General features: G+C 34.6%; 26 protein-coding genes and 3 tRNA genes. 17 read left to right on the top strand and 12 right to left on the bottom strand.

Annotation, left to right across the window (positions count from 1 at the left end):
- Nucleotides 1–77 precede the first annotated feature (77 nt).
- From FNOD_RS03295 to FNOD_RS03315, 5 genes are read right to left on the bottom strand one after another with little or no spacing between them, the layout of a single operon-like run.
- Nucleotides 78–848, bottom strand: coding sequence for an RMD1 family protein (locus FNOD_RS03295; protein ID WP_011993814.1), 771 nt, complete (start codon nucleotides 846–848; stop codon nucleotides 78–80).
- A 28-nt stretch (nucleotides 849–876) separates the two neighbouring features.
- Nucleotides 877–3,120 (bottom strand): DUF2194 domain-containing protein, encoded by a 2,244-nt coding sequence (locus tag FNOD_RS03300; protein ID WP_011993815.1) that lies wholly within the window; start codon nucleotides 3,118–3,120, stop codon nucleotides 877–879.
- The gene (gene pelF / locus FNOD_RS03305) at nucleotides 3,113–4,504 is read right to left on the bottom strand and encodes a GT4 family glycosyltransferase PelF (RefSeq protein WP_011993816.1); all 1,392 of its coding nucleotides are present in this window, start codon (nucleotides 4,502–4,504) and stop codon (nucleotides 3,113–3,115) included. Before pelF ends, FNOD_RS03300 begins: the two co-directional genes overlap by 8 nt.
- Before the next feature lie 47 nt (nucleotides 4,505–4,551).
- The gene (locus tag FNOD_RS03310) at nucleotides 4,552–4,971 is read right to left on the bottom strand and encodes an FKBP-type peptidyl-prolyl cis-trans isomerase (RefSeq protein ID WP_011993817.1); all 420 of its coding nucleotides are present in this window, start codon (nucleotides 4,969–4,971) and stop codon (nucleotides 4,552–4,554) included.
- Between the two features lie 56 nt (nucleotides 4,972–5,027).
- A complete protein-coding gene (locus tag FNOD_RS03315) occupies nucleotides 5,028–6,365 on the bottom strand; it encodes an MFS transporter (protein ID WP_011993818.1) in 1,338 nt (445 codons plus the stop codon).
- Nucleotides 6,366–6,672: 307 nt separating this feature from the next.
- Between FNOD_RS03315 and ffh the strand changes: the two genes are divergently transcribed.
- Genes ffh through lepB form a run of 8 tightly spaced genes read left to right on the top strand, consistent with a single transcriptional unit; the run spans nucleotide 6,673 to nucleotide 11,651 of the window.
- Nucleotides 6,673–7,977 carry a signal recognition particle protein gene (gene ffh / locus FNOD_RS03320; RefSeq protein ID WP_011993819.1) on the top strand — a complete coding sequence of 435 codons (1,305 nt, stop codon included), beginning with the start codon at nucleotides 6,673–6,675 and terminating at the stop codon, nucleotides 7,975–7,977.
- 26 nt (nucleotides 7,978–8,003) lie between these two features.
- Nucleotides 8,004–8,276 (top strand): 30S ribosomal protein S16, encoded by a 273-nt coding sequence (rpsP, locus tag FNOD_RS03325; RefSeq protein WP_011993820.1) that lies wholly within the window; start codon nucleotides 8,004–8,006, stop codon nucleotides 8,274–8,276.
- Between the two features lie 24 nt (nucleotides 8,277–8,300).
- Entirely contained in the window at nucleotides 8,301–8,525 is a 225-nt protein-coding gene (locus FNOD_RS03330) for a KH domain-containing protein (protein WP_011993821.1), read from the top strand.
- A 15-nt stretch (nucleotides 8,526–8,540) separates the two neighbouring features.
- Nucleotides 8,541–9,074 (top strand): ribosome maturation factor RimM, encoded by a 534-nt coding sequence (gene rimM / locus FNOD_RS03335; protein WP_011993822.1) that lies wholly within the window; start codon nucleotides 8,541–8,543, stop codon nucleotides 9,072–9,074.
- Nucleotides 9,071–9,811, top strand: a complete 741-nt coding sequence (gene trmD, locus FNOD_RS03340; protein ID WP_011993823.1) for a tRNA (guanosine(37)-N1)-methyltransferase TrmD — start codon at nucleotides 9,071–9,073, stop codon at nucleotides 9,809–9,811. Before rimM ends, trmD begins: the two co-directional genes overlap by 4 nt.
- Nucleotides 9,801–10,373, top strand: a complete 573-nt coding sequence (locus FNOD_RS03345) for an RNA methyltransferase (RefSeq protein ID WP_011993824.1) — start codon at nucleotides 9,801–9,803, stop codon at nucleotides 10,371–10,373. The genes trmD and FNOD_RS03345 overlap by 11 nt, the downstream gene beginning before the upstream one ends.
- A 41-nt stretch (nucleotides 10,374–10,414) precedes the next feature.
- Nucleotides 10,415–10,762 (top strand): 50S ribosomal protein L19, encoded by a 348-nt coding sequence (gene rplS / locus FNOD_RS03350; protein WP_011993825.1) that lies wholly within the window; start codon nucleotides 10,415–10,417, stop codon nucleotides 10,760–10,762.
- Nucleotide 10,763: 1 nt separating this feature from the next.
- Complete coding sequence (gene lepB, locus FNOD_RS03355; protein WP_011993826.1) at nucleotides 10,764–11,651, top strand: signal peptidase I; 888 nt, start codon at nucleotides 10,764–10,766, stop codon at nucleotides 11,649–11,651.
- 82 nt (nucleotides 11,652–11,733) lie between these two features.
- Here the strand turns inward: lepB and FNOD_RS03360 are convergent, their stop codons facing one another.
- The 7 genes from FNOD_RS03360 to FNOD_RS03390 all read right to left on the bottom strand — a co-directional run bounded on the left by FNOD_RS03360 (nucleotide 11,734) and on the right by FNOD_RS03390 (nucleotide 19,911).
- On the bottom strand, nucleotides 11,734–12,402 hold the full coding sequence (locus FNOD_RS03360) for a hypothetical protein (RefSeq protein ID WP_011993827.1): 669 nt from the start codon (nucleotides 12,400–12,402) through the stop codon (nucleotides 11,734–11,736).
- A gap of 45 nt (nucleotides 12,403–12,447) precedes the next feature.
- On the bottom strand, nucleotides 12,448–13,620 hold the full coding sequence (locus tag FNOD_RS03365) for a hypothetical protein (protein ID WP_011993828.1): 1,173 nt from the start codon (nucleotides 13,618–13,620) through the stop codon (nucleotides 12,448–12,450).
- 32 nt (nucleotides 13,621–13,652) lie between these two features.
- A complete protein-coding gene (locus FNOD_RS09420) occupies nucleotides 13,653–16,370 on the bottom strand; it encodes an LPP20 family lipoprotein (RefSeq protein WP_011993829.1) in 2,718 nt (905 codons plus the stop codon).
- Between the two features lie 84 nt (nucleotides 16,371–16,454).
- The gene (locus FNOD_RS03375) at nucleotides 16,455–17,120 is read right to left on the bottom strand and encodes a hypothetical protein (RefSeq protein WP_011993830.1); all 666 of its coding nucleotides are present in this window, start codon (nucleotides 17,118–17,120) and stop codon (nucleotides 16,455–16,457) included.
- Nucleotides 17,121–17,310: 190 nt separating this feature from the next.
- Nucleotides 17,311–18,240 carry a CBS domain-containing protein gene (locus FNOD_RS03380; protein ID WP_011993831.1) on the bottom strand — a complete coding sequence of 310 codons (930 nt, stop codon included), beginning with the start codon at nucleotides 18,238–18,240 and terminating at the stop codon, nucleotides 17,311–17,313.
- Nucleotides 18,241–18,274: 34 nt separating this feature from the next.
- The gene (locus tag FNOD_RS03385) at nucleotides 18,275–18,646 is read right to left on the bottom strand and encodes a CoA-binding protein (RefSeq protein ID WP_041257100.1); all 372 of its coding nucleotides are present in this window, start codon (nucleotides 18,644–18,646) and stop codon (nucleotides 18,275–18,277) included.
- Nucleotides 18,647–18,657: 11 nt separating this feature from the next.
- Nucleotides 18,658–19,911 (bottom strand): HD domain-containing protein, encoded by a 1,254-nt coding sequence (locus tag FNOD_RS03390; RefSeq protein ID WP_011993833.1) that lies wholly within the window; start codon nucleotides 19,909–19,911, stop codon nucleotides 18,658–18,660.
- A 132-nt stretch (nucleotides 19,912–20,043) separates the two neighbouring features.
- Between FNOD_RS03390 and FNOD_RS03395 the strand changes: the two genes are divergently transcribed.
- The 9 genes from FNOD_RS03395 to FNOD_RS03435 all read left to right on the top strand — a co-directional run bounded on the left by FNOD_RS03395 (nucleotide 20,044) and on the right by FNOD_RS03435 (nucleotide 24,962).
- A tRNA-Glu gene (locus FNOD_RS03395) sits at nucleotides 20,044–20,118 on the top strand.
- Nucleotides 20,119–20,141: 23 nt separating this feature from the next.
- Nucleotides 20,142–20,216: transfer RNA gene (locus FNOD_RS03400), tRNA-Arg, on the top strand.
- A 5-nt stretch (nucleotides 20,217–20,221) separates the two neighbouring features.
- Nucleotides 20,222–20,297 (top strand) — tRNA-Lys (locus FNOD_RS03405).
- Between the two features lie 204 nt (nucleotides 20,298–20,501).
- The gene (infC, locus tag FNOD_RS03410) at nucleotides 20,502–21,032 is read left to right on the top strand and encodes a translation initiation factor IF-3 (RefSeq protein ID WP_011993834.1); all 531 of its coding nucleotides are present in this window, start codon (nucleotides 20,502–20,504) and stop codon (nucleotides 21,030–21,032) included.
- Between the two features lie 40 nt (nucleotides 21,033–21,072).
- On the top strand, nucleotides 21,073–21,276 hold the full coding sequence (rpmI, locus tag FNOD_RS03415; RefSeq protein ID WP_011993835.1) for a 50S ribosomal protein L35: 204 nt from the start codon (nucleotides 21,073–21,075) through the stop codon (nucleotides 21,274–21,276).
- A 79-nt stretch (nucleotides 21,277–21,355) separates the two neighbouring features.
- Complete coding sequence (gene rplT / locus FNOD_RS03420; protein WP_011993836.1) at nucleotides 21,356–21,712, top strand: 50S ribosomal protein L20; 357 nt, start codon at nucleotides 21,356–21,358, stop codon at nucleotides 21,710–21,712.
- A gap of 86 nt (nucleotides 21,713–21,798) precedes the next feature.
- Nucleotides 21,799–22,737, top strand: a complete 939-nt coding sequence (locus FNOD_RS03425; protein WP_011993837.1) for a cation diffusion facilitator family transporter — start codon at nucleotides 21,799–21,801, stop codon at nucleotides 22,735–22,737.
- On the top strand, nucleotides 22,673–23,689 hold the full coding sequence (locus tag FNOD_RS03430) for a hypothetical protein (protein WP_041256855.1): 1,017 nt from the start codon (nucleotides 22,673–22,675) through the stop codon (nucleotides 23,687–23,689). Before FNOD_RS03425 ends, FNOD_RS03430 begins: the two co-directional genes overlap by 65 nt.
- 136 nt (nucleotides 23,690–23,825) lie before the next feature.
- Complete coding sequence (locus tag FNOD_RS03435; protein WP_011993839.1) at nucleotides 23,826–24,962, top strand: DegT/DnrJ/EryC1/StrS family aminotransferase; 1,137 nt, start codon at nucleotides 23,826–23,828, stop codon at nucleotides 24,960–24,962.
- Nucleotides 24,963–24,991 lie beyond the last annotated feature (29 nt).

Consider the following 24,991-nt stretch of genomic DNA (forward strand, 5'->3'; position numbering starts at 1 on the left):
TCCCTCCTCAGTATAAATGTGGTAAGAATTGTTTTGAAATATACACGCGTATTCTATTGTACACCAAGTTACAATAATTAAAAAATTTTTTCAATAAGAGTCATAGCTATTTCTACAACAAAAAGAAGGATTATCATCCATTCAAGGAAGTTTGCCTTACTTTCACTATGAATTTCGAGCAAAACCGATGCAACTTCAAACGCATGGTCTAATTTTGTCGTTACATTCTTATATCTCCTTGAGAGTTCATAATACCTTGAAAGTTTTTGGTAAAGTTGATCGTATAATTCATTTTCCCATGCCAAATCTGGTTTGTCTAAAATCATTATATCTGAGAGTATCTCATGGCGTGTTTTAAGAATTTTCATAGCAAGACTCAAAGATTTTCTACCTTTTGCTATTTTCCCTTTTGTTGAAAGAAATTTCTCTATTTCGTCTATCAGAATATTGGTTTTTTGCTCAATCCTATTTAACGAAACGCTCTGCGCGAGTACAAAAGAAGTGATATAGATTATTCCATCATCTATCTTTGGCAAGTAAATCTTATCTTCGTGTATCTCTATATCTTTGTCTTTACCTTGGAAAATTTCCAAAGTTTCTATTGAAGTGTGCTTTACATCTCCAATGACATACTCGTCTAGCTCTGAAAGGAGTGAGTTAAACTGTTTAGATGGTATGTTTATTCCTACAACAGCCCCAAATGAGTATACATAAACCATTCCCTCGGAGTACCTGAATTTAAAAGGTTCTTCCCACCTTATATACTCAATATGTGATGATTTTTCACGCATCAATCTTTTTATATCAATATCATCACCTAAATCCAAAACTGTAAACTTATATTGCATAGAGTACCTCCTTAGTCTTTCTAATTCATCATTTCAAAAATATAATTTCCATCCTATTTTCAAATTGCTCCACAACGTACAAATTACTGGAATAGAAGATTATTCTTCCACCCGTGAGTTTGAATGGTTCTTTCGATCTCAAATAGTAATACCTTGGTAAATGATGGCCCATCGAAATATCGACGATAACTTTATTTTCATCTTTCTTGATAAAGGGCCTTTGTGTGAAAAAGTCGTATATAACTTCTGCACTCTCAGACGAGAAATGATTTCTTAGATATGGATAGTATTTTTTCATGATATCCAAGAATTCTCTCAAACTTTCCGACATCTCTGCCCAGGTTTTGTTTCCTGGATTTCTGTCTTTTGAAAATAGATCGTCCGGATGGAGAAAATATTGATAAGTTCCTAACATCATTAGTCCCATAACAGAATTTGTCACAAGATTGCTAACAGGATAATATCCAGCTGTAGTGCGCGGTATAATTACAGTCCCTTGTTTTATTACCGAAAAATCATAATTTCTTTCCCAACTCGGATTTTTGTAAGTAGTTCCAATAGCTTTAACCGTCGGGAAAATTTCTAATAGTTTACTTACCCCAAAATCATCTATTATGTTATCTGGAGCTACGTAAGTGTAGGGTATGTATTCCTCACCAAGTGTGTTTTTTAGAAATATTTTTAAAGTTACCAATACATCCATAAGCTCCTCTTCGTTCCATCTATCTTTTGTAAGTGGTATGTGGTTGTATCCATGTATTCCTATCTCGATAGAACTATTTAACAATTCTTTGAGCGCAATCCTTTGTTCTGGAGTGTTCACGTATTCTTGGAAGCTGAATGGCCATTTTACAGAAGCATTGTAATTCGCCACAAATATTGCTGTGTACCTTAGATTTAATTCATCAGAAAGTTTCTTCATAGTTGGCCACCAAACATTGTAATAAAATTCATTGTCAGTTATGTCACCAAACTCTCTTGTTATGTCATCTATCTTTCTATTATAAGCTGGCAATGGAAAATCGTCTAAGTAGATAGAAAAGCTGTTAATTATAGGTTGGATAGAAAACGGAAGTTGGGAGTATACAACTTGCATAAACAAACCAATTAGGTTTTTCGTAAGTAAGTCAGATGGATAGTATATGACTTGCCCAGTACCCATGAGAATTTTCCAAGCAACCGTTATGTTATCTGAAGAACTCACCAAAGGTATAGATGATGGAATAGGCTCTATATAATTTATTTCTCTATTAAACTCTATATTGAATTCAGATGGGATAGGGAATATGTCGCTGGTAATTTTCAAATTAGCTACTTTTGTCTTTTTATCACCCTTAGAAATAACTACCACTGTTCCACCAGAAAATGTGTAATTTATAAGCTTTTGGTCGGTTATCGGTACTGTTCCATCAAACAAAATTATTAAATCGTATATGGAAAGAACGGATGGAATATTCTCTTTCCAATCATACCTGACAAGTGCATAACCGAGTGCATTTGATAATGCAATATTGTCCTTACCGATTACAAGTACTTTAAAAACTTTGGAATCGCCGTAAAGTAAAGATATAAGGATTTTGCCAATATCTAATGATACCTTACCATTATCGTCAAATAAGTAGTTATAACTTATTATCGCACCAATTGAACCAACAAATCCCATATCGAAAGAGTTTCCATCGGAAGTTTTGACAGTCACAATCGGTTTTGTATAAGGACTTATTGAATAGTAAGGCTCAACGTCCCGATCTTTTGTTAAATAAACAGGATTTTCATTTAAGAGATAATACTTATCTATGCTAATTTCTGAAGGTTTTGTCTTTTTCCAACCAAAAGTATAGGAAATACCAATTAAGTTATATATAGAATTTATTTCGGCAAGTCCCGGGTGATTCGAACCAGAAGAATCGATTGTAGCACCTATGTTGTTTATGATAAATATTTTCCCACCATTTAGCAAAAAATCATAAAGTCTTTTTAAGTAAGTCTTTGCGTTGGGCATAGTGGGACTGTAATAACAAGTCACAATAAGTTCGTAGCTTCTTAAATCTAACGTTCCAAACTCTTCGCTTTCTACGTCCATTAAGTCGTAAGCTATAGAAAGTGTTTTTAACTCAGGTGCGACATACTTTAAAAGTATGTTATAGCCATATCCTTGCTCAGAATTTTTATAAAGAAGCAAAGCTTTTGGATATGCTAATGTGTCTAAAAAAATTACAAATAATGCAATCAAAAATGTGAACTTTAGAATTTTACCAATTTTTTTAACCATTTTTCAACACCTCTCTATATAAAGCGAGGTAAGATTCTATCATCTTTGAGAGGGTGTACTTATCTCTAACAACTCGTTTTCCATTTTCAGAAAATGTGTGCCATAAATCTTTATTTTTGGCAAGTTCTAATATCTTTTCCGACATACTTATGTAATCTTTAGGTTCAACAACAAAACCAGACTGTCCATCAGGATCTAAAGCTATTTCAGCGCAATTTCCAACGTTTGTTACAACAACTGGGATTCCACAAGCCATAGATTCCAGCTGTACTAAGGGCTGACCTTCCGAGACACTGCTGAGAAGAAGAACATCTATTAAACCATAATAATCAAGAACATTCGCTTTTCCAGTGAATATAACTTTATCATTTAGTTCAAGCAAATCTATTAATTCAACACATTTTTGGTAATATTCTTCATCTTCATCAGTGGGCCCAATTATGTAAAGTCTTGCATTTTCATGCTCTTTAGCCACTATGCTAAATGCTTTTATTGCTGTTAATATATCTTTGATTGGCACTACCCTTCCAACCATGCCTATATTAAACGTTTCGTGCTCTATCCTCTTTACTTTGCTGAATTTATTTACATCTATACCATTCGGAATTACGTACATCTTACTAAAATCTGCGTTTAATTCAAGTTGAAAGAGCTGGTTTTTTTCAAATAGTGTAGTTAACGCATCACATTCTTTATACGCAACCTCACTTATCAATTTGAATATCTCTATCCATACAGGTTTATAAACCTCTTGAACATTTCTAGACTTCATTATTTCAATTTCTCTTTCTCTGTGATATATGCCATGTTCTGTAATTATTAACTTGCCATTATAGATGTATTTTCCAACAAGTGCACTTAGTGATGCATAACCAGTCGTTGTTGAATGGTATATGTCGGCTTTTGGAGGAATAGATTGGATGGCTCCAATTATTGGGATGATAAATCCAATTACAGTCCAATAAAAACCTGTGAATCCTTCACTCTCAAAGTAATGTGAATAAATGTCGGTGATGAAATCCCAAAATTCTTTCGTTAAAATAGCCGAGTATAAATTCTTTCCGGCAACATCTTTTAATATTTCACTAAACAAGTCTGCTTTTTTACTTCTTGGAAAATCTATCAACTTACGAACGTTTAATACCAAATTATTCGTATCAACAAACTTATTAGAAGTATCCCCCTCTGAAAACAAAAGATATTCGTATATTCTATTTAGATTTTTTGGCATTTTATATCCAAAAGGACGTTTCCATCTCCAAGGTGCAAGATGGACAACGTCGAATTGAATACCAGGAAGATTTTCAATTAACATTTGTATCCACGATGATACTCCACCTGTTATGTACGGATACGTTCCTTCGACTATTATACAAACTCTCATATAATTTATTTTCTTTGAAGAAATGGTCCTTATTATCTAGCTATTTTTTAGTTAATTTCCAATATCTCAATCTCAAAAATAAGATTCTTGCCAGCTAAAGGATGATTGGCGTCCAAAATTGCAACAGCGTCGTTCAACTCTTCAACCCTTACAACAAAGAAATTCCCATCTGGTTGATGAACTTCGAGAAGGTCCCCTACACTAACATCTTCAGGCAATCTTCCTCTTTCAACTGAGAATTTTAAATCTTCCCTGACTGGGCCATAAGCTTTTTCAAACGAAACTGTGAATCTCTTCTTGTCGCCCATCTCCATGCCAAGTATCTCTTCTTCAAAACCAGGAATAATTTGCCCTGCGCCTACAACAAATTCAAGTGGTTCTCTGTTCAAAGATGTATCAAAAATTTGACCATCTTCAAACATACCAGTGTAGTGAAGCTTAACTTTGTCTCCTACTTTAATACCCATGAAATCACTTCCTTTAATAAAGATAATTATGTGGTAAAAATATTTTACCACATTTTTTACTTTTCATCTTTATTCTTTTTAAAAGTTGTGCTATTGTGTATGTGAACACTTAATTTTTGAGAATTATCCTTTTGATAAGAAATTATTCTTCTATGCTTAAAGTCTTTAATTGATGTAACAAAAGCATTTTTCTTACTTTGTTCTAACTTTGTTGTTTGTGTTTTCTCATCGGTTTTATCTTTGAAAATATATATCAAAACAAAGGTTATCAACGTTATGATAGTGTTTAAAAGATAAAATGTACCAGTGATTAAAAAGAGTTTTGAATAATTTGTTGTACCACTTTTTGAAAGGTGAGTAAATATTTGAGCGGAAAATGCTTTCATTAAGTTGTTTATAAAGTAACTTACACCTGAAAATGTGGCTAAGTAAGATTTTGGAAGATACGATAGACAGAAAACCATAAACATAGGCGTTGTTATGTTTAACAGAATATACCTAAGTATATAAGCAACGGTAAAAAGAGCTGAGTTTAACATAAATATAGGCATCATGAAGATCAGTAAAGTTACCGAAAGATAAAGAACAAAGAGTAACAACTTGTAACCGTACTTAGACGTTAACTTGTGGGTGAACAATGATGTTACAGCCGTTGAAAGTTGAGAAATAGTAAGGATAAGTGTTATGGTTGTCGTTGAAAACAAAAATAAATCTAAAAATATCACATTCCCAAAGTTTATAAAAACTGCCGCGGCAGCGCTCACTAACGCTCCAGATAAAATGTAATAGAATAACATCGTTAATTGCACAGGATTTAGGTACATTTTACCATTTGTTTTTAATTTTTTTCTTTTAACTCTTAACTTCGTATTAGGCAAAGCAAAAAGTGGGAGAATAGAAAATAGCGCTAAAATCATAGATAATCTTAAGCTGTTGACTAATCCTATTTTCTCTGACAGAAGACCTGCACCAAAATATCCCAAAACACCTGTAAGCATAACTATAGCAAAGTTCATATTCGAATTTCTTAGTCTTTTCTTTTCATCTGAGCTTTCTATTACAGAAATTGTTGGTAAAATTATTGAAGTGTCAAAAAAACCAAATAAGAAAGAAAAAACATAAAGCAAAGTATACGAGGTCGGTATCAGCCTTAACAAACCAGCGAGAGAAAATAAAGGCATTGTTACAAGCAATGTCTTTTTTCGACCGATTCTATCTGAAATGCTTGAAAAAAGAAGTCCTCCAAAAGCTAATCCCCAAGAGTAATAAAATGTAGAATTTCCGATAATAGAGTTTTCATAAGATAAAGACTTTAAATACAAGTTAAATAAAGCAGTATATGCTGCTTTCGATATACCAACAAGGAAAGTGTAAAGGTTAATATAGAATAACAACTTGCTCCCCCCGTTATTAATTGAAAAATTAAAGAATCTAATTTAAATAGCATTGAACATTTATATTATACCATAATTAAAAGCAAATAAAAAATCACTATCTTTATTGTTTATTTCTTTAATGTAACATTTATTATGTTGTTTAAGTTAACACACCGAATTTAGGAAACTAAAGATTCATTATATATTTACCCATATGTTACATTAATCCACGTGAATTAATTGATTTTTTCAAAAGGTATAGTATTATTTTTAATGCAAGCATTTTTTCATTTGATTTTTTTGAATGTTGCATGGGGTGATTAGGATGTTTGAAGGATTGAGAGATAAATTATCAAACGCGTTTAAAGTTCTTTCTGGAAAAGGAAAAATCACTGAGAGGAATATAGAAGAGGCTATACAGATAGTAAAGACTGCTTTATTAGCAGCAGATGTTAACTATAAAGTTGTCAAAGAGTTTGTTGAAAATGTAAAGAAGAGAGCTTTGGGAGAAGAAGTACTCAAATCGTTAACCCCAGACCAGATGTTTGTAAAGATAATTAGGGATGAATTGATAAAACTTCTTGGGGAACGCGAACCATTTAAATTAATTCATAGGCCCGCGTATATAATGATGGTTGGTTTACAAGGTACAGGTAAGACTACCAGTGCAGCTAAAATCGCTAATTATTTGAAAAAACAAGGTAAAAATCCTATACTCGTTGCCGCAGATACTTATCGTCCAGCCGCTATAGATCAACTTGAAACGTTAGGTAAAAAGATAGGTGTGCCAGTAATCACAGGCGATAGAAAAAATGCTTTAAAAATAGTAGAGGAAGCAAAGAAACAAGTTAAAGATAGCGGTCATGATGTCGTTATCTTAGATACCGCTGGGCGATTGCACATTGATGATGAGATGATGCAAGAATTAGAACAAATAAAGGAAATGGTGAATCCTGACGAAATTTTGCTCACAGTCGACGCAATGGCTGGCCAAGACGCTGTTAATTCGGGTAAGACTTTTAACGATAGATTAAATGTGACGGGTTTTGTAATAACAAAATTAGATGGTGACTCACGTGGTGGAGTTATATTAACAATTCGATATATAACGGGTAAACCTGTAAAATTTGTCGGCGTTGGTGAAAAGATAGACGACTTTGATGAATTTTATCCAGATAGAATTGCAAGTAGAATCCTTGGACTTGGCGATATGCTCTCACTAATTGAAAAAGTTGAACGTGAACTTGATAAAGAAAAGATGGAAAAGATGAGTCAGAAATTCATGAGAGCTGAGTTCACATTAGAAGATTTCAGAGAACAAATTAAAGAGATTAAAAAGCTTGGAATAGATAAAATTCTTGAAGCATTACCCGGTTCTCCACAAGTTGATTTAGATACAAGCGAAAAAGAACTTAAGCGAATTGAGGCCATAATAAACTCAATGACACCAGAAGAAAGAAACAATCCGGATATTATAAACGCAAGTAGGAAGAAACGAATAGCCGCCGGAAGTGGAACAACAGTCCAAGATATCAATAAGCTTCTCAAATCTTACGAGGAAATGAAAAAACTTATGAAAACAATGAAAAAAGGAAAAATGCCATTTGCTCTTAAAGGATTTAAATTCTGATAAAAACATTTTAGGAGGTGTTTTTAGTGGTAAGGATTAGGCTTACACGCATGGGAAAAAAGAAACAACCATTTTACAGGATAGTTGTCGTTGATCAGAAGAAGAAAAGAGATGGTGCTTACGTCGAAAGTTTAGGTTACTACAACCCACTTAAGGAACCTTACGAGGTAAAAGTTGACATCGACAGGGCAGTTGAATGGATGCTTAAAGGTGCTCAACCAAGTGAAACAGTTTCAAAACTCCTTGGTAAGCTTGGATTATACGAAAAATTAGAAGAAGCAAAATCTAAAAAGGCTTGAATGTAAATATGAGGAGGAAAAAACGTGAAGGAGTTTCTTGAGTACGTCCTCAAATCTATAGCAAAACATCCAGATGATGTTGTAGTTGTTGAATACGAAGAGGACGGAAAGAAAGTCTTTGATATTTCAGTTCATCCAGACGATGTAGGACAAGTTATAGGAAAAGATGGCAGAACGATAAAATCTATTAAAATATTACTTTCAAGCATGTCTGATGATTCTGAGTTTATTTTAAAGGTTTTACGTTAAAACAAGGTGATAGGTATGATGAGAAGAGTAGAAGATCTACTAAAAGATAAAATACCATATGGAATATTGAGTAATACACACGGACTTAACGGTGATTTGAAATTGTATTTATTTTCAAATATGCCGGAACTTGTGGAAAAAATAACCGAAGCTGTGGCATACAATGAATCACAAAAAAAGTTTGTTATTGTAAAATTTTCAAAGGTAAGAAAAGCAAGTGACTATTTTATAGTACACTTAACAGGCATAGATACAATATCGGAAGCTGAAAAATTAAAAGGTTTCATAATTTACCTTGATAAAAGCTTTTTCCCAAAATCTAAAGATGGTGAGTATTACTTTTTCGAAATTTTGAACGCTGAAGTCTACGACAATGCTGGAGAATTCATAGGTATAGTCGAGGATATTATTGAAACCGGGAATAACGATGTTATCGTTGTGAAAAAAGAAAAGGAAGAAGTACTCATCCCAGTTATAGAAAGATATATCTTGAAAATCGATAAAGAAGCAAAAAAGATAATTGTAAATATGCCGGAGTGGTTGGAGTGAGAATTGGCATCCTAACCATTTTTCCGGATTTTGTGAAAGTTATCAAAGAGTACGGAGTTATAGCACAAGCCGTTGAAAATAACCTTTTGCAAATCGATATATTCAATCTAAGAGATTTCACCACAGATAAGCACAAGGTCGTCGACGATTACGCCTATGGCGGCGGACCTGGAATGGTTATGAAACCAGAACCATTTTTTAAATTTTTCGAGTATTACAATCAAATGTTTGGTAAACCTTACGTAGTACTGACATCACCGCAGGGTAAAACGTTAAATAACGAAATAGCAAAGAAATTATCAGCTCAAGAAAGATTGTTAATCATCTGTGGAAGATACGAAGGCATCGATGAACGCGTTATGAAGTTCGTTGATGAAGAAATTTCAATTGGAGATTACGTCCTCACAGGTGGCGAACTACCAGCAATGGTTATTACAGACGTGGTATCGAGATTTATACCGGGTGTGGTAGAAGAGGAGTCTGTTAAAAACGATTCTTTCTACAACGATTTATTAGACCACCCACACTATACAAGACCAAGAAACATAGACGGTTTGGAAGTTCCTGAAGTGCTTCTTAGTGGTAACCATGAAGAAATCGAATTGTGGCGAAGAAAAGAGTCTTTAAGAAAGACTATATCTAAAAGGCCTGATTTATTTTTAAAGCACCAATTTGATGAAGTTGATAAGAAAGCACTTCTTTTACTCTTTAAGGAGCTGATAAAAGATGCTAAATAAAGTTTACACAGCGCTGATTCACTATCCAGTACTTGGTAGAGATGGAAGGATAATAACCACAGCAGTAACGAATTTGGATATACACGACATAGCTCGTAGTTCAAGAACTTACAACGTAAAAAAATATTACGTAGTTACTCATCTACCAGCTCAACAAGATATAGTAAAAAAAGTGCTTGGATATTGGACGGAAGGGTACGGTAAAACATACAATCCGAATAGGTCAGATGCGCTTTCAATAGTTGAATTAAAATCTTACGTTGAGGAAGTAATTGAAGACATAGAAAAGGAAGAAGGCCAAAAACCAATCATTATGTTTACATCTGCCAAAGTAAGGCCAAATACTATAAGTTACGAAGAAGGTAAAAAGATAATACTTAACGATGAGCGACCGGTTTTATTGCTTTTCGGTACAGGTTGGGGAATGCCAAAAGAATTAGAAGATATGTGCGATTACTCACTCGAACCAATTAGAGGAAAGAGCGATTTCAACCATTTATCAGTTAGAGCTGCGGTTGCGATAATTCTTGATAGATTGATAGGAGAAGAAGTAAGTTATTAAACAAACTAAACAAATTAAATGTGATAAAGGAGGTTATACATATGAGCATGGACAACATTGTTAGAATCATTGAGAAATCTCAGTTAAAAGAAGTTCCAGAGTTTAGACCTGGCGACACAGTTAGAGTACACGTTAAAGTTAAAGAAGGAGATAAGGAAAGAATACAGGCATACGAAGGTGTAGTTATTTCCATAAGAGGTTCTGGCATTAGCAAAACATTCACAGTAAGAAGAATTTCTGCAGGTGGAATCGGTGTTGAGAGAATCTTCCCACTTTACGCGCCAACTATCGATAAAATTGAAGTTGTAAGAAGAGGTAGAGTAAGGAGGGCAAAACTCTACTACTTGAGGGATGTCAAGGGTAAGGTGAAAATTAAGGAGAGAAAATAAAATGCCCTCAAAAGACAAAAATAAAAAAATAGAAAAAAGCAAAAGTATATTTAAGGAAACGATTATAACGTTAATTTATGCAATCGTTGCAGCCACGATAATTCGGCTTTATGTATTTGAAACTATGCTTGTTCCAACGCCTTCAATGGTCCCCACAATAAATGTGGGGGATCGTCTTTTTGTTGAGAAGGTAACGTATTCCGCGAGAGAACCACAAATTGGGGAAATCGTCGTTTTCTACACGCCATTCCCTGACGAAAGAGCTCAACAAATGCTCCGAGCTTTTGATAAATTTATGGATTCATTCTCACCAAAAGAATTTAAAGGTTCGGTCAAATATGTAAAAAGGCTTGTCGCAAAAGAAGGCGATGTAATCACGTTAAAACAAGTGGATGGTAAATGGAAGTTGTTTGTTAACGGAGAAATTCCCGAACACTTAAAAAATGTTAATTACGAACCAGATGGTATATTTAAATATCCAAAGTTATGGGATTATCTTGCGCAAGCAAGTAAATTAAAAAACAACAAAGAACAGTACAGAGCTTACCTATTCACGCTTGCACAAAAAGAAGGTAATGAACTTGCAAATATCGTTTTCAGTATCTTAGGTGGACTTGATCCGGTACCTTATGGAATCAATTACGACGTTTTTGTGACAAAGTATCTTGAACCAAATGGTATAAAACTTTCAGATTATGTCTGGGAAGAGAATGGGCAAGTTTACGTTAAAATCCCAAAAGGTTTCTATTTCTTCATGGGAGACAACTCACCACAGAGTCTTGATGGTAGATATTTTGGTTTCGTCCCAAAGCATGCGGTTATAGGAAGGCCGATATTGAGGATATGGCCATTCAACGCATTCGGGCCAGTGCAACCTTTGGTTAAATAATTGATTAATAAGATCTAGAAAAAGGTGGGAAACATTCCCACCTTTTTTTGCTGAAAATCTCTTATTAAATTGCTTATTTAAATTACTTTTTTGCTTCTTCAATTACACTATTTAAAGCTTTGAAGAAATCAACACCGTTTTTCCCAAGTTCTTCAATTTGCTTTGATATTTCTTCATTCGACATTGCCATTTGCTTTGCTATCTCGATTGCTCCTTCTGGGTCAAAGACAAGGAGAACATTCGTGTAAACTACATTACCGACGTATTCTTCCCAAATCGCGTAGATATAAGTTCCGGAAAATTCGTCACTTGAAAACATCTCAGTGACGCTTTTGTACGCTTCCATCGCAATTGCAACTATTTGCTGACTTGCACCTTTTTGTTGAATTTGTCCCTCAACTAGTTGTTTAAATGTTGAAACCTTCGTATTGAAATATTCTGATAATTCTTTTAACGCGTTAACTTTTGCTTTTTCACGCGCTTTTACCGTATCAAATCCACCGCCAATAGACTCTCCACGAAATGTTAAGAGTTTCCCCTTTATATAAAGTTCTTTAACACGATTTTCCATAGGATTGTTTATGTAGACTATCTTGGCTTCTCTAGATATAGATTGAATTTTTACACCCGCGGCCGTTATCCATTGATAATCCTCTTTGGATTTGAGCACTAAAAATATCAAGATACCTCCTACAATCAAAGCGGTAATTACGGCTATTGTTAACCAATTCTGAGATAAGAAGTTATCCACATCTCTCACCTCCAAAGTTATTGCTTAATCATCCTCTGGTATAAACTAGAAATACACTCCCAATTGGAAGCTTATTCCAGTTGGTCCACTCGTACCTAGGTACAAATTGTATCCAAGTCCTCCGTAAATTCCAAATTTTGGATTAAATTCATAAGTACCTACTCCACCCACAAAAACTCCGTAAATAGCTCCAACAAAGTCTGTGGTGTTTAAATCAAATAAGCCTATTAAGCTTATGCCACCGCTTACAATACCACCAAATCTGTCAACCTCAAGTAATTTCATTCCAACACCAACATTAAGATAAACAGGTGTGTAACCTAAGATTTCACCAATGAAAGTTCCCATGCTTGCATAAAGTGGTAAAGGTATCTCGCCACTTGCATCAGTCCAAGCTGTCACACCTAATCCAAATAAACCAGAGAACATCGATAATCCAAGCCCGGCGTGCGCCGGCAGCGTTGGAAATTCTTGCGCTACATCGTAAACCTCCGGCCTTTCACCATACATAAATTTCGCAACAACGCTTCCAGTCTCTTTGTCATATCCTGTTACCTTTGCATACCCGACACCTGTCGCGGTCTCTATTTGGAATATAAAACCAACCTTTGCAAGCTTCGGATCTATACCCGCAAGTAATATTTTGTCTCCTTGAATGGATTTTACGTATGCTTCCAGTTTAAATATATTTCTCAACTCGAGCCAAATTGATGATGCCGTAGATTTTAATGCATCGGATATCGCTTTCTGGGATGTCTCCTTAGAACTCCCTGTGGATTCCATCGATTTAGAAGCAAGCAATTCGCCATTTTCAATATTGTAAAGCTTTATAGTATACCTAGAGACTGCTTGATAACTATTTGTTTTACTACTCCAAGAAGCCGAGAGTTCAGTTAAAGTTAAAAGTAAAGCATATTTCGAACCACCCAATTTACCGATTTCCACCGCTTCGGAGACACCTAATTCAGTAAGATTTCTCTCTTTTAAAATTTTTTCTAAGTCTGCCCTTGGAAAGAGTTGGAATCTGCCAAGTTCAAGGGCTTGTTCCTCTAAAATGGACAGTAAGTAATCTACTTCGTCCATATTCCAGCCGTTTCCAATTTTTGCAGGAAGTATGACAAGCTTTATTTTTTCAGTTACTGTAATACCACCAGCAGCATTTAATATCGAAACAAGTAAAACTGTTAATATAAAGGTTATTAATAGTAATTTCTTCATATTATCCACCACCCTGAATTATTATTTTTAATTTACTTTGTAACTATGTACTCGTAATCGCTAACTTTCTTTACTTTCACAGAAGTCAAAGAGTTGAAGAATTTTTCCATTTCTGGCATATCAATGTCAATTTCAATTACCAATTTTTTGTCAGTATTTTCAATCACTTTCAATGAAGCATATTTTGCTTTTAATGCATCAAGAAGCATGGCACTGTATGCTGCCCGCTCCGGTGTGAATGTGTATCTGTAAGCTTTTGAAATTTCTACATTCTCAAAATTTAAAGAATTAATTATCTTTTGGATATATGCTTGGAAATTTGAAGAATTAACAATTTTCGAAAGTGCAGCTTGAATTGTTGCACCTGAATTCGTTTCTTCGTAATTTTGGGCAGAAACTATATTTCCCGTTATTGAATCGATGATTTGAGTATTTACAAGCATTCTGACTGAGTAAAGCTTATATTCAGAAAGATATGTCGACGGCGCGTTGACTTTTGTGTATATCAAGTATCTTGCAGCTGATAGAGCTGCATATTTCGCAACTATCGTTGAGTTGTAACCCAATTTGTACTGCTCTTCAAGTATCTTCTTTGAAAAATCTTTAGAAACGAGCTTTACTCCTGCCGATAGTATTCTTTCAATCATCATTGATTCAACATAGCCATTTTCATCGCCTTCTACTATCAACAGTGCAAATCCAGAAGGTGCGGTTTTTAAAGCGTACTCTATGTCTTTTTCAAATCTTGATTTACTTATTTTCGCATCAACGACTACGTAATAAAGGTTCTGATACTCTCCAGAAGCGGTGATTTCATAGTCAATTCCTGCCAAAACTCTATCCAATATGTAATCATCAACGGGAACGTTAAGTAATTCCTTGTTCTCACCTATTAATACTTCAGCCGCAGCTTTCTTGACTATCTTTATAAGTGCGTCTTTTGTTGCATTTTTTCTCATCGCATTTTGGTCAGTAATTATTTTTGCAGTACCCCCTGCGAGGATTCTTAGAGTGTCTCCCTCTCTTGTAACCACTCTCAGTACATCCGGATTAACACTGACTTTCCCTGGTGCCCATGTTGCGGATACAATTCCCGCTAGAGTAACTGTTAGCTTCGAATTTACCGATTTGACTACGCCTGAAAGTTGTGTAGTACCATCTTTCAAACTTATCAAATCTGGGTTCTCTGTATTTTCGCCAATAACCCTTAAAAGTGTTATTGTATTCGGTTGAACCTTTACGGAAATTGTTACCTGCTCTCCTATAATCGTTTCAGAAGGTCCTGATAATTCAATTTTTACATCGCTTAGATAAGACCTTAACGATTCTCTATTAATCAACTCCGAAGGTAAATCTATTGCCATCGCGTCGATTTCATTAATCATCTGTGCAACTTTTATAGCACTGTCTTTATCTACTATTTTTGTAGAATTTACATTGTTAACCATCATTGAAACTTGATTATACTTATTTTTTATACTTCCAACAATCATAGATAACTCTTCAGAAATTCTTGGTGGAAATTTGTATTTTCCAAGTATCGGTTCGTATTTGTCAACAATTCTTTTCGCTGTGTAAATCATCTTTGATGCGAGTAATGAATTTCCAAGTCTTATTGACACAAAAGCTTCAAAAGTTTGTCTTGCAACATCCGCATCAACATATGCTTCCGCTTTTGCATAATATTTACCTTCAACCGCTTTCTTATCGACTATTTTGTAAACAACATCCATAAACTCGAATTCCGTCTTTGTTTGAATTGTCTTTTCATATTCGCTCTGGAATTTTTCTTTAACTTTGTTATCAACTATAAGTTGGCTTAATTGGTCTTTCAATATTGCAGAAGATTTAACTTCAACGTACAATTGCTCTGACAAATTGCTTAGAGCGTTCTTTTTGGCACTTTCTTCCGCTTCAATTTCAGTTTTACCATATGCTTCACCGATACCTTTTATGTAATTAGATGGTATATTTACTTGAGCGGGTGAAGTTGGTGAAATTGGCTGTGTTGGTTGACTCGGTTGACTTGGTTGGGTAGGTTGAATAGGTTGCTGTACTTGGTCCGTTGGTTTGGACGGTTCAGATGGTTTACTTTCCAAAGGAGTACCTTTGTAAGCCTCTTCTATAACACTGTTAAGTGCACCGAAAAAATTCACCCCTAAGCTACTTAAACTTGAAATAGCAGAATCTATCTCTGGTTGCATCTGTATATATTTTTTCACGTCCTCTGGATCGTAAACTAGAAGGGCGTAAGTTTTCACAATATTACCTTCTTTGACTCTCCAATATGCGTAAACGTACGCACCGGAAATACGTGCTTGAGCAAACAGTTCGGTAACTCTTTTGTAAGCATCTACTGAAGCAGAAACTATTTGTTGCTTGTTTTGAGAAGTTGAAACACTTTGAAGTTGACCTTCAACAAGCTGCGCAAAAGTACTTACCCTTGCGTTTAGCATCTCCGCCAAATTGGAAAAAGCTCTAATCTTTGCCATTTCTTTTTCTTGTAGAGTTCCTGTCCCTTGGGCTTCACCTACGAAAGTGATTAGTTTGTTTTCTCTCATTAGTTGTGCTACGGCTTTTTCCTTAGCCGTGTTTTTCTCTATTATCTCAGCATTTACTGATATTTTTTGGATTTTAACACCATCAGCTTCTATCCATTTTTCTTGTGGTTGACCAAGAATAAAAAAAGCCCCTAGGGCAACTACAACAACAAGTGCTAAACCCATGATTATAAATAAATTATTTTCCATTAGTTCACCTCCCGATTAAAAACAAAAAGTGGAAATAAATAAAATAACCCCCTGCCGCTTTGCAGGGGGCTTAAAAAAAGAGAATTATTTTTTCTCCATCGGTGTTCCTTTCGTTGCTTCCATCATAACAGAATTCAAACCTTCAAAGAAATTCACACCTTGTTTTGCAAGCTCATCAACTACTTGCTTGACCTGTGCATCCATTTCCACTATCTTTAAAATAGACGCTGGATCATAAACAAGCAAGGAATAAGTATTCACAACATTATTTTTCGTAACTCTCCATACCGCAAAGACATACGCACCTGAAATTCTTGCGTCCGCAAACATTTGTGTAACTCTCTTGTAGGCGTCTACAGATGCACTCACTATCTGCTGCTTATTTCCACTCACTTGAACATTTTGAAGCTGACCTTCAACCAATTGCGCAAACGTTTCTACTTTCGCATTCAAAAATTCTGCAATCTGCTGGTATGCTCTTATTTTAGCTTTCTCTTGATCTTGCGATGTTCCAGTGCCTTGAGCTTCTCCAACAAATGCAATTAGTTGGTTCTTTTGTTTTAATGATTTTACAGCATTTGCCTGAGCTTGGTTTATAAATATTACCTCTGCATCGTTTGGAATTTGCCAAATCTTTACTCCATCAACTTCGATGTATTTCTCCTTAGGCATCAATAAGAAAATTCCACCCACTACAAGTACAGCCGCAAGCAAGCCAACGAGAACCCAAGTCATCATGTTGCTATCCATAGTGAATCCCTCCTTTGAGTTATGTATGACAAATTTTTGAATGACGGAAATTAGTAAAAAATAGTAACCAATTGTAAAAAAATATAAATTAAATTAGAGAAGAATTTCACTAAAATCAGCTAACATATATATAGACCTCAACAAAATCAAAATCGTTTAAAAATTTTTATATTTTTAAGATAATTTTTGGTTAATTCAAATAAAAAACCATCTCAACAACTACACCTTTCCCTTTCTCCGAAAGCACCACCATTTTATCTGAGAATCTCTTCATATTCGGTAGTCCCATACCTGCTCCAAATCCAAGCTCTCTAACGTAGTCCGGGGCTGTTGAATATCCTTCTTTCATCGCAAGTTCTATATTTTCTATCCCTTTTCCGTTGTCCTCAACTCTCACTATAATTCTATCTTCAGCGATAAAACAATAAAGTTCGCCTTCACTTCCACTATGTATAACAACATTTGTCTCGGCCTCGTAAGTTGCAACAGCAACTCTTCTCACAACATTTTCATTTACTTTTTTGTTCAAAAGGAATTTTTTCAACTGCGCAGCACCTATACCAGCAAGATTTACATCAAAGTAATCTATTTTAAAATAGAAATCGGCCCCTTTTTTGTTGAGTTCTTCACCTGTTATTAAAGACCGATTAAGCATATCCCCTTCAAGGACTTCTTTTCTTCGTTCATCGTGAAGATACAATAATCCAAGTCTTGTTGCAACAGCAGCAAGTATATCGTTTTTTGTAACTATACCAACGAGCTTTCCATCATCGTCTACAACAGGAAATCGTCCATATTTATAACGTTCAAATTGTTTTATTACTTCTTGAAGTGTCATATCTTTATGTAAGCAAATTACTCGAGCAGTCATGTGCTTGTCTACTTTCTCATGTAACGTACCATTTTCAAGGGATTTTATTATGTCTTCTATACTTATAATGCCGACCACATTTCCATCATCATCAACAACGGGAACACCTGAAATTCTTTTAAGTCTAAGAATTTCTTTAACTTGAGCAACCGTTCTGTCGGGCTTAACATAAATAACATCTCTATTCATAAATTCTTCAACTTTTATGTTAGCAAATACCTTTTGGACTTTTTCAAGAATTTCCACCATCTGGCACCTCACACGTTAGTTAAATTATCCTTACCTATCTTGTCTCAACCATTATGCAATTGATAAACGAAAATTGCGCATCTGAAAGCGTTTTTGAATATTCTATTAACTCCGGAGATTCAGCGCCGGGTTGGAACCAAAATCTTCGAAAACCACTTTGATAAGCTTTCTTCAATTCTTCAATTGCTATCTTAGGCGGGACAATAAAAACCAACAGTTCAACGTCTTTTGGAAGCTCATCGACATTTTTGTATACTTTCAGTCCATCAATCTCATCGTAATTCGGGCTAACAGGATAAACTTCAAATCCTTTTTTTCTCAAATCTTTTAAAACGATGTTCCCAAACTTATTTGGATTTGTTGTGGCACCTATAATCGCTATCTTTTTAAATTCCTTAGGGTTCATACTCATTCTTCTCAACCTCCAATCAAACTTCTCTCAAAATCATATATATCTTTTTGTATTGAAGACATAAAATCAATTTTATTAAAATCATAACCACCAAAAACGAGTTCTTTTAAAATATTTGCGGGTCCTCTGTCTAATACACCATTAGAAACAGCACGCTCAACCTCTTCGTATGCTTTTTCTGGAGTGTTTGGTCCCCTGTATGGTCTTGGTTCTAGAACTGCGGTAAAATAATCAGCAACTTGCAAAATCTTATCTTTGAATGTCATTTTATCACCCTTCAATTTCCAAGGATAACCATTCCCATCTACTCTTTCTTGATGCCTTACCGCTGGCCAAAACCATGGTTCATCTTTATGATTACTGAGTATTATGTAACTATAATAAACATGTTTTCTCATTATATCCATTTCACTTGGTTCTAACTTACCTTTCTTCTCAAGCAAATTGACTGGTGTCGTTATCTTACCTATGTCATGGAAAAGCCCTGCTATGAAAAATTCTTCGCTGTTAAGCAATATTTCACTAGCAATTGCCGAGGATACCTTCGCTACCCTCCAAGAATGTTCTCTAGTGAATGTGCTTTTAGAGTCTATTATATACGATAGAACAGCACCTATTTCAACAACTTCGTTAAATGAGAGTTTAACATCCAACGTGTGCTCGTTTATAATCTTTTCTCTATTATATCCCGCCTTTATATCGTATAACATCCAACGCGTGTATTCTTCCTTCAAAATTCCAATTGCTGCATCGTAAACAAAATCAAAATACCTATTTTTTATAGTAGATAATGGTATAACAAAGTCATTAAAACTTAATTCTTCATTGTTAACTAGAACATATTTAGAGATTTCTTCACTGATAGAAAGCACATTCCCGAGAACGTCCTTTTTTTCATTTTCATTAAGATAATGTGGCATTGCGTGGTGCAAAAGAATACTTGCAGATAGGTTCGGATACATATTCGCAAGTACAGATATTTTCGATACCTCAAATGCAGAAATCAACGTATGATCTTTTGTAGGAGATTCGTGAGTTGGCACATCTTGGTTGATAAGAAATTGCTCATCAATATCATCTAAGACTATGCCTTTATGAGGAGTGATAACACCTATATCATGAAGCACTCCTGCGTAGAAAGCTTCCATTTCATCCAAACCAAGCATTTTAGCAATTTTTGAAGCTAGAAAACCAACCTGGAGCGAATGAATACCAAATCTTGGAACAAAGAGTATAGTATTCAGCAAAATATCTATCATCTATCTCACCTCGTTTAAATTATACCATAAATTATTTGTAAAAATATTCTGTAAAAATATTCAGTATAATAAAAAAGGGCTTGACTTTTTTTTAGCTTATGTTAATATATATTTCGGTCATAATGATTGTATGGCCCCATAGGATAACGGCTAGTCCATCGGATTCTCAGTCCGAGGGTCGGGGTTCGATTCCCCGTGGGGCTGCCAGTTTAGAAGGTGGTGTTTGAGCCGCCCCCATAGTTCAAAGGATAGAACGGCGGATTCCTAATCCGCAAATGGAGGTTCGATTCCTCCTGGGGGCACCATAATTGGGCCGCTAGCTCAGCAGGTAGAGCACCTGACTCTTAATCAGGTGGCCGTGGGTTCGAGTCCCACGCGGCCCACCAGTCGTTTTTAAGGTTCATAAATATCGCTCTAGGTAAAAAGTGGAGGCGCCCGGCTTCCCACCCAACGGCAAAATGCTGTTTGGGTATCAGAAAAGTTAAGTTTGAAAGGTAGAACTGTGATAAATCATAATGTGTTATAAAACAACGGGCGCTTTTGCCCGTTTTTATTTTTTGAAAAATTAAATTAAAAACCAAAACAGGAGGGTGAAAACTATTAAAAACGAAAAAGAAAAGATTATAAAAAATGAAGAAATTCCTTTCACAGAATTAAGAGTGGTGGATGAAGAAGGTAAAGCCGTTGGTGTTATGTCAAAAGCTGCAGCTATCGATTTGGCTAAGTCAAAAGGACTCGATTTGATCTTAGTTGCACCAAATGCTCAACCACCAGTTGCGAGAATTTTAGATTATGGTAAATACAAATACGAATTAGCAAAGCGAGAACAAAAAGCCAAAAGGAACCAAAAAATTATCGAAGTGAAAGAAATGAAGTTTAGACCTGTTATAAACGAGCATGACTATCAGACAAAGCTTAAACATATAAAAAGATTTTTAAGTGAGGGAAATAAGGTTAAGGTTACTGTAATGTTCAGAGGAAGAGAATTGGCATTTGTTGAGAAAGGTAAAGAGATTCTTGATAGAATTTCCAACGATATTGCCGATATAGGAAGTGTTGAAAAAGAAGCGAAGATGGAAGGCCGTGATATGTGGATGGTTTTGAAACCTAAAAATCTTTAAAACACAATAAAAATTTAGATTAAGACAGGAGGGATAAGCAATGGCTAAGCAAAAGATGAAAACAAGTAAGACCGCTGCAAAAAGATTTAAAGTCACAAAAAACGGTAAAATTATGAGAAGACATGCAAACGCATGGCATAAGACAGGTAAGAAAAGACGTTCAACAATGAGAGCTTTAAGACTTGAAGATGTCATCGCAAAATCAGATGAATCAAGAATATTAAGGTTACTTGGAAAGAAATAATAGTTTTTGGTACTTTTCGCATCGATAAATTTATTTAACTTTTACGAATTCAAAAAATAAAAAAAGGAGGATATAAACCATGCGCGTAAAAAATGCCGTTAATTCAAAAAAGAAAAAGAAAAAGATTCTGAAGTTTGTAAAAGGTTTTAGAGGTGCATTGAGAAGAAGGTATTCTCTTGCTAAACAATCTTACTATAGAGCATTAAAATTTGCTTTTGATGGTAGAAGAAATAAAAAAGGTAACTTCAGAAAGATATGGATTACAAGAATAAACATCGCTGCAAGAAATGCAGGATTAAAATACAACGAATTGATTCACGGACTAAAGCTCGCTAATGTTGCAATAAACAGAAAAATGCTTGCAGAATTGGCAGTTAACGACCCAGAAAGCTTTAAAGAATATGTAAATATAGCTAAAGCTGCACTTGGAAAGTAAAATTGATATTGATTCTCAATAGCAAGGGGCGTATGCCCCTTTGTTTTTTAATAATTTTTTAGGCTCTAAAGCAAGGAGGCCTTAAAATGGAAAATACAGCTGAAAAAGAATTAAAGAAAATTTCTATCATCGCAGTTTTCACAAATTTCATTTTGGCAATTATAAAAGTCAGTGTTGGTTTGATTTTCAAAAGCATGGCTGTTTTAGCCGATGGTATCGATACATCAACGGACATCCTCACATCTTCCACTATGTTGATAGCAACTGTGATATCAAAAAAACCCGCCGATAAAGAGCATCCTTATGGCCACCAGAAAGCTGAAAACATAGGTGCGAAGATTATATCCTTCGTAATATTTTACGCAGGTGTTAGCTTGCTAATAGAAAGTGCAAAAAGACTTATAACTGGACAATACCAAGTTTTAACAGGTTTTTTACCACTCGTCGCAGCGATAATATCAGTTCTCGGTAAAACTTTTCTTTTTACAATAGAATACACAACTGGTAAAAAACACAAAAGTCACGCTATGATTGCAGAAGCAAAAAACATGAGAAATGATATAATAATGTCGGGACTCGTTTTTCTTGGAGTATTTTTAAACAAAATAGGTTTATCTTGGATGGATCCATTGGTTGGTATAATTATGTCTTGTATAATAATAAAAGTAGCTTGGGAAGTTTTTGAAGAAAACGCTCACGAACTCATGGATGGATTAAAAGATGAAGAAATGCTCATATACGACAAAATTTTCGAAGCCTGTAAGGTTTGTGGCGCATCAAATCCACATAAAGTAAGAGTTAGAAAAATAGGCAACAAATTCGACATTGATATGGACATTGAAGTCAACGAAAACATGTCTGTTAAAGAGGCACACGACATAACAAAATGTATAAAAGAACAACTTTGTGAAACAAAAGATATATATGATATTGTTATACATGTTGAACCGGAGGCAAACAATGAAAAAGAGCCGTTTGGACTTTCTGAAAATACTCATAGGATTAGCGATAATAGTACTAATTAATTCAAAAGTGTTATCATTAAATTTAAATGAGATATTAGAAAAATCTAAATCTGATCCAGAGTTTGCCTGGAATATGTATTTGATTTATATTTCTCAAGTTTCCAACGAACAAAGCCAATATATAAACTCGGATGAAATTGACAAAGTCGGCAAGAAAATTTATGCGAAAAGAAAATTAGTACAGTACAAATTCGCCCTTGATGAAGATGTAGATGGTCTAATCGATTTTTTAAAAACAAACGCAATAACTGAAAAAACAAAGTATCTACTTTTAGATATATTCGACGGAGAAAGCTTATCAAACTATCTCCTAAAAAATCTGAAAAACAACATTGATTCTCTTTATCTTCTGAAAATTATCCGTATTCCTGACAAAGATCAATTCTCAAAATCTTTGATGGCATTACTCGAACAAAAAGTCCTGTCAAAAAAGTTTTTTGAAACTGTTTTACCTTCACTTCCACAACAAATAAAAGACGAGCTGCTAAATATGATAATAGAAGAAATTACAAATTTTGTGAAAAATAAAAACATAACAAATGAAGAAAAAATATCGTTGGCCAACGTATATAAAGATATTTTAAAATACTACCCTTCGTATAAAAATTCTTTTATTGAAAGAAGACTAAAATTAAACAAAAATATTTTAGTGTCTATATGGGAATTTTTAATTAAATTTTCGTTTAGCACATTATCTAACATTCGTATTTTAATAACAATATTGCTCTTAGTAGCATTGCTAATATCTTTTTCTCTACGGATTATACGATACAGGATATTCTTATTACTAGGATTGAAAAAGTTAGCGGCGTTGAGTTATAAAAAGATAGTCGAGAAAGACCCATTAAATGAAGAAAAAAGGCTTAAACTCGCTCAGTTATATGAATCAGCCGGTATGTTTGATGAGGCTTTGAATGAGTATAATTTCTTAAAGCGAATAAAATTTGAGTGAAGGTGAAAATTTACAAGCGATTTACGACTAATCCCTACACATTATTATTCGTGTAGGGTTTTTTGTTACGTACTGTGATATAATTTATAATGACTAATTTAAAAATACAAAAATAAATTTGGGAGTGTGATTATGAGTGAAAAAAGTGCCTTTGTCAAGCCCACAAATAAATTCTTCTGATATAGAAGTTGTTGTCGAAGTCCTAAAATCAGGAAGATTAAGTATCGGTAAATACACAGAAGAATTCGAAAATTCTATTCGAGATTTTGTAGGAGCAAAGTACGCAGTTGCTGTTTCAAGTGGGACAAGCGCATTGCATTTGATATTAAAAGCTTCTGGCTTTACAGAAAAATCTCTGCTTATAGTCCCTTCATTTACTTTTGTTGCCTCTGCCAACGTAGCTTTATTTGAAAAAGGCAGTGTAGAATTTGTCGATATAGAGCCTGATACTTTAAATACAGATTCTTCTCATTTAGAAGAGGTAATAAACAAAAATTCTGAAAAATACGAAAATATATATTTCATGGGAGTAGATGTTTTTGGGCATCCTCTAGAATGGGATAGAATTGAGGCGATTTGCAACAAGTACGGCGTAAAAATAATCGAAGATTCATGCGAAGCATTGGGAAGTGAATATAAGGGGAAAAAGGCTGGATCTTTTGGAATAGCTGGTGCCTTTGCGTTCTATGCAAATAAGCAAATTACGACTGGTGAAGGTGGAATTATAGTTACAAACGATGAGGATATATACAAAATTTCCAAGTCTTTGAGAAATCAAGGTCGAGGCGAAGGTGAAGGTTGGCTTGCACATGAATACGTTGGATACAATTATAGAATCGATGAGATGTCTGCTGCCTTGGGTTGGTCACAAATGAAAAGAATAGATGATATTATAGGCAAAAGGGATAAAGTGGCGCAAAGATACAATTATTTGCTTTCTAACCTTGAAGTCAAAACACCTGTAGTAAAAGAGTATGTTACAAAGATGTCTTGGTTTGTCTATGTTGTCCAACTTCCAGAAAGCGTAAATAGACAAAAAAGAAAAAAAATTATGGAATATCTTGAAAATAACGGTATACAAGTTAGAAATTACTTTGAGCCAGTACATTTGCAAAAACCATACAGGGAGTTAGGATGGAAAGAGGGAATGTTACCAATTACAGAAAGTGTAGCTGAAAGAACTTTGGCATTGCCATTTTACACTGATTTGATACAAGAAGACCAAGAATACGTGGTCGAAAAGTTAAAAGAAGCGTTAGAAATATTCGCTTAATGTAATCATATAAAACTTGGTTAAAAACA

Origin of the sequence: Fervidobacterium nodosum Rt17-B1 (assembly GCF_000017545.1) — a bacterium.
In the GTDB taxonomy this organism is placed as follows: Bacteria; Thermotogota; Thermotogae; order Thermotogales; family Fervidobacteriaceae; genus Fervidobacterium; species Fervidobacterium nodosum.